At 59.1% G+C, this 8,869-nt stretch carries 6 protein-coding genes; 3 read left to right on the top strand and 3 right to left on the bottom strand.

Going from position 1 to position 8,869, the window contains the following annotated elements:
• Positions 1-117: integrase core domain-containing protein (locus tag AB4043_RS10165; protein WP_442306987.1), on the top strand; the 117-nt coding region annotated here is incomplete at its 5' end.
• Positions 118-216: 99 nt separating this feature from the next.
• On the opposite strand, the gene AB4043_RS10160 is transcribed toward AB4043_RS10165, so the two are convergent.
• The 3 genes from AB4043_RS10160 to AB4043_RS10150 form a co-directional block, all read right to left on the bottom strand.
• Complete coding sequence (locus tag AB4043_RS10160) at positions 217-3,363, bottom strand: efflux RND transporter permease subunit (protein ID WP_442306986.1); 3,147 nt, start codon at positions 3,361-3,363, stop codon at positions 217-219.
• Positions 3,364-3,365: 2 nt separating this feature from the next.
• Positions 3,366-4,517, bottom strand: a complete 1,152-nt coding sequence (locus AB4043_RS10155) for an efflux RND transporter periplasmic adaptor subunit (protein ID WP_442301162.1) — start codon at positions 4,515-4,517, stop codon at positions 3,366-3,368.
• A gap of 113 nt (positions 4,518-4,630) precedes the next feature.
• Complete coding sequence (locus tag AB4043_RS10150; RefSeq protein WP_442301161.1) at positions 4,631-5,926, bottom strand: TolC family protein; 1,296 nt, start codon at positions 5,924-5,926, stop codon at positions 4,631-4,633.
• A gap of 295 nt (positions 5,927-6,221) precedes the next feature.
• Here AB4043_RS10150 and AB4043_RS10145 point away from each other — a divergent pair, with 295 nt between their 5' ends.
• Entirely contained in the window at positions 6,222-7,187 is a 966-nt protein-coding gene (locus AB4043_RS10145; RefSeq protein ID WP_442306985.1) for a two-component system sensor histidine kinase NtrB, read from the top strand.
• Entirely contained in the window at positions 7,184-8,563 is a 1,380-nt protein-coding gene (locus AB4043_RS10140; RefSeq protein ID WP_442301159.1) for a sigma-54-dependent transcriptional regulator, read from the top strand. Before AB4043_RS10145 ends, AB4043_RS10140 begins: the two co-directional genes overlap by 4 nt.
• The last annotated feature ends 306 nt before the right edge of the window (positions 8,564-8,869 follow it).

The raw sequence follows: 8,869 nt of genomic DNA, 5'->3' as shown, positions 1-8,869 counted from the left end.
GAACAAAGAGACACCCAACTCGCCCCTTGGACAGACTTCTACAACCAACAAAGACCTCATGCTAGCCTCAACCTACGCCCGCCCATCAGCAGGCTCCAGATGTCAACAACCTCTTGACCTCCTACAGGTGCCCCATTCACGCGAAGCGTGAGTGGGAGATTCGAGCTACGCTCGAACCGCTTTTCCCATTCAACTATTCAACCATTCAACCAACAACTACACCTCAGGTGTCTCCTCCAACGCCACCTGCGCATTCTTCCCCTCAAACGCTGCATACACCACGGGTAAGAGAATCAAGGTCAACGCCGTCGAACTCACCAGACCTCCAATCACGACAATCGCAAGCGGCCGTTGAATCTCAGATCCCGGTCCCGTAGCAAACAGGAAAGGAACCAGGCCCAGCGCCGCGACTGTCGCTGTCATCATCACCGGACGGAAGCGCAGACGCGTCCCCTGTCGTATGGCATCCTCCTGTGACAGACCTTCCTGGCGTAGCTTGCGGATGTAGCTCACCAGCACTACGCCATTCAATACCGCGATACCCCACAGTGCGATAAAGCCGACTGATGCCGGCACTGAGAGATACTCGCCGGAGATAAATAGTCCCAGAATGCCTCCGATCGAGGCCAGCGGAAGCACCGTAATGATCAGCGCGGCAAAGCGAACTGATTTGAACAGAATGAACAGCAGGAAGAAGATCGCCGCAATCGTGATCGGCACGATGATCATCAGGTGATGCAGCGCCCGCTCCATATTGTGGAACTGCCCGCCCCACTCGATGTAGTAGCCTGCGGGCAACTGCACCTGTTGATTCACCTTCTGCTGCAGTTCGGCGACATATCCGCCGAGATCACGGTCCTGCACATTCACGCCAACCACGATACGGCGCTTGCCCATATTGCGGTTGATGAGCGCGGGGCCCTCAACGACGTTTACGCTGGCCAGGTCTTTGAGGGGGACACGCGGTCCATCCGGCGAGCTAACCTGTAACTGCCGAATGTCGTCCACCGAATCGCGCAGACTCGCAGGCAGGCGCACAACACTGGCAAAACGGCGCTCACCCTCGTAGACTTCCGTCGCTGACTTACCTGCAATCGCTGTCTCGATCACGTCATTCACATCGGCAGCATTCAGACCATACCGCGCAATCGCTCCACGATCGATGCTGATGGTCAGGTACTGCTGGCCGCCAACGCGATCTACGCGGGTATCCTGCGTCCCCTGGATGCCCGTGGCTACTTTTGCAATCTGGTTTGCCTTTTCCACCAGCAGGTCAAGATCATCGCCGTAAAGCATCACCGCAACATCCGCGCGCACACCCGAGACCATCTCATCCACGCGATCACTGATCGGCTGTGACATCACCAGGTTGATGCCTGGAAGCTTTGCCAGGTTCTCGCGAATCTCCTCTGCTATCTTGTCCTGTGTCATGCCACGCGGACGCTCATCAAACGGCGTCAGCGATGCGAGCACATCGGCCTCGTTCGGCCCTGCCGGGTCGGCAGGTGACTCACCGCGTCCTACACGCGAGACCACGTTCTCCACGCCCTTCACGCTCATGATGAGCTGCTGCATCTTTCCTTCCATGCGCAGCGACTCCTCCAGCGAGATATTCGGCACGCGGTCAGCATTGGGAGACAGTGTGCCTTCCTGCATCTCCGGGATGAATGAGGTCCCCAGGAGAGGAACGAGCGACAGCGATCCGAAGAAGGCGAGCACAACGCCGGCGACCAGTACTTTGCGGTGCCCCAGTGTCCAGTTCAGAATGCTCGTATATGGCTTGCGCAGCCATCGCACCAGCCAGGTGTCTTCCTCTGAGCCACCCTTCAGCAGATACGACGATAAAATCGGCGACAGCGTCAAACTCAATACCAGCGAGATACCCAACGCGATGGCAATGGTATATGCCAGTGGAGCAAACATCTTGCCTTCCATTCCCTCCAGCGTCATCAGGGGGAGAAAGACCAGGATGATGATGGTTACCCCGAAGAGCGTAGGAGTTGCGACCTCCTGTGTGGCATCTAGAACGATGCGCAGCTTCGAAGGTTTTTCCTCGCTGTGCACATGGTCGTGGTTGTGGCTCAGACGGGCGAAGACGTTCTCCACCACGACGACCGATCCATCCACCATCAGGCCGATGGCAATCGCCAGACCGCCCAGCGACATCAGGTTCGCCGAGAGATGGATATTGTTCATCACCAGGAAGGTCAGCAGCGGTGTCAGGATCAGGTTCGCGCTGACGATCAGGCTCGACCGTAGATCGCCCAGAAACAAGAAGAGGATCACGACAACGAAGACAATGCCTTCGCCCAGCACCTCGGTTACCGTATGGATTGCTGCATCCACCAGCTCCGACCGGTCATAGTAGGGCACCAGTTGCAGGCCGCCGGGAATCATGTGCTTGCCGTTGATCTCCGCCACACGCTCCTTCACGCGGCTTACGATCTCCTTGGCGTTGCCTCCGCTGGTCATCAGCACGACGCCGCCTACGGCTTCGGTGTATCCGTTCTTCATCATCGCGCCGTAGCGGACCTCGGTTCCGATGCGAACCGTCGCTACATCGCGCACGTAGACCGGTGTGTTTTTGTTCTCCTTCAGAACGATGTTCTCGATATCGGCTACATCGCGTACCAAACCCACACTGCGGATCAGGTACTGCTCTGCATGCTGCGGCAGCACGCCTCCACCGGCGTTGGCGTTATTGCGAGCCAGCGCCGCCCGTACATCGTTGATCGTCAGGTTGTAGTAATGCAGCTTCTGCGGATCGACCAGCGTCTCGTACTGCTTGACGTAGCCACCGGTAGAGTTGATCTCGGCAACACCTGAAACACCGCGCAGCAGGGGACGAACTACCCAGTCTTGCAGCGTGCGCCGCTCGATCAATTCATCCCGCGTCAGCACGTGATGCTGCTCAGCCTCGCCCGGAAGCTCCAGCGTGTACTGGTACACCTCGCCCAGCGCATTGGTGATCGGCCCCAGCACCGGCGTGACACCTTCCGGCATGTGGTCGCGCAGCTCCGCCAGTCTCTCAGAGACCATCTGCCGTTCGCGGTAGAGGTCGCTCTCGTCCGTGAAGACCAGCGTGATGAGAGACAGTCCCGGCTTATTCAGTGACCGCATATCCGTCATGCCCGGCAGGCCGGTCATGGCGATCTCAATCGGAATGGTGACGAAACGCTCCACCTCTTCCGGGCTCTTGCCCGCGGCTTCGGTTGCAATCTGCACCTGTACGTTCGCTACATCCGGAAAGGCGTCGACTGAGAGCTTCTGCGCCGCGTTCMGGCCGAAGCCCATAAGCACGCACGCAACCACCACGAGGATCAGGCGCTGCCGCAGAGCAGCCGCGATGATGGACTGCAGCATGCTTACTTCTCTCCTTTGATCGCAGCCTGCTTGCGCTGATTGTTCAGGTGAAAGGCTCCCTCGGTCACAATCCGTTCCGCCAGCGTGACACCGCCAAGCACGACGCGCCTGTCGTTCTCTTCTTCGCCCAGTGTTACCTCACGCAGAATGTATCGCTGCGGCCCAATCTGTACGAAGATGTTGTCTTTGTTGTCTTCACGCACCACTGCCGCATTCGGGATCGTGAGCTTACGATCGCTGCGGCCGGTAAAGGTCATACTGGCAAGCTCATCCGGCTTCAGACGGCCATCGGGATTCGGGAGATCCATACGCACCTCTATGGTGCGAGTGGCCGGATCGACAATGGGAGAAACGAATGAGAGCCGTCCATTGAGCTGCATATCCTTCAGTGCGGGTACGCGCACTTCAACGTCCATCCCGGGCTTCAGGATTCCGGCCTCCTGCTCAGGGACATCCGCTGTGATCCATACATTCGACAGATCGGCGATGGTGAATGCAGGGTCCGCCGGCTGTACCACTTGTCCGATGGTGATCTCGCGCTTCAAAACTGTGCCRCTTTTCGGCGCAACGATCGGATAGTCAGCACTCAGTTTGCGCGATGTTTCCAGCTGCCGTATCTGCGCCTCGGTCATGCCCAGGCCGAGCAGTTGCGTGCGATAGCTTGCTTCCTCAGTGGTGGCCTGCAGCCGTTCGGCGCGTCTCCGTTCCAGTTCCGCTCGGCCAATCACATCTGCGGCCACTAGTTGTTCCGCGCGCTTTTCAGCTGCTGCGGCAAGCTCCCGCTGTGACACTGCTTTGATCAATGCAAACTGCGTGTCAGAAAGATTGGTGCTGTGCAGCGTGGCCAGGACGGCCCCCGCGCGAACGTACTGGCCTTCAAAGACCAGCAGATTCAGAATGCGTCCGGCAACCGGAGATCCGACGCGGGCAATGCGTTGCGCATCTGTCTCGACACGCGCGGCTACCTGCAGTGTTCCGGTTACATCGGCCATCTGCGGTGTTCCAAACTTCAGGCTCTCGGCCAGCACCGGCGTCACCGCAACTATGTTTGGATTGCTGGCGCCTGCAACCGCCTTCTCTTCCTTCAGCTTCGACTTGCAACCTGTCCCCAGCAACACCGCGGCCATCGCCGCGGCCGCTAGAGCCTTTTTCATGTAGGTGTAGTGCAGGGCCTTTGCATCTATGGGCGTTTTCCTCAATGAAAGCGCCGCTGCACGCTGCTCCAGGGATACCCAGCAACAGGAAAAATGCTCCAACCATCGTGTCATCACGGCCTCGCTCCCGGCGTCAGTGCGCCCAGTTCTTCCAGATCGATCAATGCAGACTGGCGCGCGTACTGCGCATCCAGCAAATCGCCACGCACGCTTTGCAAAACGCGTTGCGCGTCCAGAACCTCAACAATGCCGCGCTCGCCGAACCGGTATGCGGACTTCGCCGCCTCTACCGCACTCTCCGCCGCCCGCAGTGATCCGGCCTCCAGCGAAGTCACCTGCTGGTCGGCCAGTTGATACTGTTCATACGCCCGCTCCAGCGCGCTCACCAGCTCCAGACGCCGCTGGTCCAGTGTCGCGTTTGCCTGTGAGATGGCTGCCTTTGCGTCTGCAATCTGTCCACGCCGCCTGTCCCACAGCGGAATAGGAATGGTGATGCCGGCGCGCCAGTAGCGCAGATCGGGCTGGTTCTCAAACTCGGCAAAGGCGGTCGGCTGCGGAATGCGGAGAGCTTTCTCGCGGTCCAGCGTCGATCGGCTCGCATTCAGTTCTGCTTCAGACTGCGCTACCGCCGGGTGCGCGGTCAGCACCTGGTCGCGCAGCGTATCCAAAGCCGGTAGCGTCATGTGCGCTGTGGTTGAACCGACGGGAATCAGGTTCGCATCGGCCGGCGCAGCGATGGCAGCGCGCAGGATTGCGATCGCCGAAGAGTATTCGATCTGCGCACTGTTCACCGCAAACCGCGCGCGAGCCAGTTCCGCTTCAGCCCGGGTCAGCTCCAGCTTGCCTTTCTCGCCGACATTGACTTCCACCTCGACGCGGCGGCGAAGGTCCTCCACCAGCGCCAGATTCTCGCGAGCATGATTGATCTCCTCTTGCCGCTTCAGTGCGTCGTAGAACGCCCGCTGCGCATCGGCCATTACATTCAGCCCCACACCGCGCTCCGCCGCTCGAGCGCTTGCGGCCATGGACTCTGCTGCTTTTCGGCGGGCACTGCGCTCCGATGGAATCTCGATGGTTTGGTAGCCCGCATAGTGCTGCAGCAGGCCTGGAGTCCCGGGTGTCTTGATCGGTCGCGCATACTGGCGGCCTTGAAAGACCTCGATATTCGGGTTCGTGTAGCCGCGTGCCGTCTGTACCGCTGCCTGGCCGCGCTGTGTTCCCGCCAGCGCCTCCTGCAAGCGTGGGCTGTTGCGTCCAGCCATTGCCAGAGCGTCATCGAGTGTCAGCCGCAGTTCGCTGGACGCAGGAGCCGCTGCCGTCTGCTGCGGCGCAGGCTCTGCCGGCATCGGCGCATCCACAGGCGTCTGGGCTGCCAGCAAAGCCGCCGGCAACAGTGGGAGGAGGAGCAACTTTCCTAGCGTCACATTGCTTCTATGGCAATTCGCTAGCCAAATAGAAATCCCCAAGTTTCATAGGGATTTGGGCTTTCACGATGTCCCATTTGGTACACCGCTGTCCGCTATCCGGCACCTCGGGCAGCCCATACACCGGGTGCCCCACATACCCGAAGCTTATGTGGGAGTATCGAGCGGAGTTCGATCCGTTAGTCATTGTGTAACAAGTTCATACTCTTCAAACCCAAAGATTCAGCGAGCGCTATTTTGGCTCCTCCACATTGGCTCCCCAATTGCAATGCAACTCACGATGCCCGCTGTCTCTCAGCTTCGCTGGCCCATGCCATCGCCGCCTGCGTGGGACAATGACACTATGGTCCAGCTTCCATCTGCGCTGCGCTCGTCGCAGGCCAAGGCGGTGCTTGTTGGTACCCTTGTGGTGTTGCTGTTCGGTGCTGCCGGCATCATTGCCGGTCTGCTTGCAGATCGGGAGCGCACGCAGCGCCGTCGCGTCGAAACAACTAAGCGTGAGCTGGAACATGTCTACACCGAGCTGCGTCAGAACATTGACCAGCTCCGTAAATCGGAGCGTCTCAGCGCCGCGGGTCAGCTCTCCGCCAGCCTCGCCCATGAGATCCGCAATCCTCTGGCCAGCATTAGCGGCGCCGCCGGTATCCTCGCGCGCGGACAAGCATCCGCTGAGGCTCGCGCCGAGTGCCTGGAGATCCTTACCAAGGAGTCCCAGCGCCTCAATAAGCTCCTCACGAACTTCCTCGACTTTGCCCGGCCCCGGCTTCCACGCATGCAATGGATGGAGCCCGCCGAGATGGTCTCCTCTGTCGCCGCCCTCGCTCAACACGCAGCCAGCCGTCAGAACGTAACTCTGGAGGTCCTGCATGACTCGGTACTGTCGCCGGTCGAATGCGATCCGGAGCAGATCAAGCAGCTCCTGCTGAATCTTGTTCTGAACGCTATCCAGGCTACCGAGGGGGAAGGAGCCGTTACTCTCAGCAGCTTTGTGCACGGCGGCAACCTCTGCATTGAGGTGCGCGATCATGGGAAAGGCATCAGTCCCGAAGTCCGCGCACGCATCTTCGAGCCCTTCTTCACGACGCGCGAAAATGGCACAGGGCTCGGGCTTGCAATTGCGGCCAATATTGCCGGCCAGCACGGTGGAACGCTTACCTGCGTCCCGAACATCGGCCACGGCGCTATCTTCCGTGTTGAGCTTCCCATCGCATCTGCGCCGCTAAAACGGCCCGTGGAGGTGGCGTGAGCAATCGCGTTCTTGTTGTCGATGACGACGTCAGTCTCCGACGTGTCATGAAGCTGCAGCTTGAGGAAGCGGGCTACCAGGTCTCCGTCGCCTCCGATGGCGAAGAAGCATGGCGCATGCTCCGCGAGTCCGAACCGCAGCTTGTCATTACCGATCTGCGTATGCCTACAACAGGGCTGGAGCTGCTCTCGCGTATTACTCAGGCAGGTCTTCGCACGACGGTCATCGTTGTTACCGCTTTCGGTACAGTCGAAACCGCGGTCGAGGCGATGAAGCTGGGCGCCTATGACTATGTCACCAAGCCTCTGGACTTTGACGCGCTTGTCCTTGTTGTTCATCGTGCGATGGAACGTCAAAGCCTCATCGAAGAGGTTCAGACTCTCCGTTCCGCCCTCGATCAGCGCTATGGCTTCGAAGCCATCGTAGGTCACTCCAAAGGGCTTCTCCGTGTCCTCGATCAGGCTGCACGGGTCGCTCAGCGTGACGCAACCGTACTCATCCAGGGAGAGACCGGCACCGGCAAGGAGCTCGTCGCTCGCGCCATCCATCACAACAGCCGCCGTGGCAAACGCCCATTCGCCGCGATCAACTGCGGCGCTATCCCGCGCGATCTCGTCGAAAGCGAACTCTTCGGCTACACCAAAGGCGCGTTTACCGGAGCTGTCGCCAACAAGGAAGGACGGATCGAGTCCACCAACGGCGGCACGCTCTTTCTCGATGAAGTCGGAGAGCTTCCACTCGAAGCTCAGGTGAAACTGCTGCGAGTCCTGCAGGAAGGCGAGCTTGCCAAGCTCGGCGCCACCGATCCCATCAAGGTAGATGTTCGTGTTATTGCAGCCACCCACCGCGATCTCTCTGCAATGGTCGAGGATGGAGCCTTTCGTGAAGATCTCTACTATCGTCTTGCCGTGGTTCCGCTGCGCATTCCGCCGTTACGTGAGCGGAGGGAAGATCTACCGGAACTGATTGAGGTGCTCTTTGAACGCGCTCGCAAACGGCACGCCTTCGAGCATCTGCGTCTCTCACCCACGGTGCTGCAGCATCTCATCGCCTATCACTGGCCAGGGAATGTCCGTCAGCTTGAAAATGTGATGGAGCGCCTGGTGGTGCTTTCGACCTCTGAGGTCATCTCCACAGAAGACCTTCCGCCGGAGCTTACTGCTCCCCCGCGCCCCGCTCCCTTTTGGCTCGACCTTCCAGAGCAGGGCATCAGCCTTGAAGCTCTCGAGCGAGACCTCATTCGCCGCGCGCTGGAGAAGTTCAACGGCAACCAGACCCAGGCTGCCCGCTATCTCGATATCAGCCGCCGCACCCTTATCTACCGCATGGAAAAGCACGGCCTCGCCCCCGAGTCGGCTACGAAAGAAGATCTCTGACTCTAATTTCTGAGCCTAAGTTTCCTGGGTGCATCGACAAATTCCATGAGCCACAACACTCGTTGCCCCATTCTTCGCGGTTTTTTATCGCGAAGGGTGGGTATCGCGCTACGCGCGACCGTATTTCCGTCTCGCAACGAGGAATAAAAAGAAGATCGATACAAAATATTTGTAGATAGTGGCCAGGGTCATGAGCTCAAGCCGAACTGGTCGATGCAACCTGTTCCTTTGGCCAAACACACGCTTTCGTTGTTAAACACCAAACGGCCCTATAGGCCGTTTGATGTTTAACGTTTGATGTTTAAC

Source organism: Terriglobus sp. YAF25, assembly GCF_052113305.1.
Lineage (GTDB): Bacteria > Acidobacteriota > Terriglobia > Terriglobales > Acidobacteriaceae > Terriglobus.
Note: the sequence above shows the minus strand (reverse complement) of the source record. Positions and strands in the feature narration are given on the sequence as shown.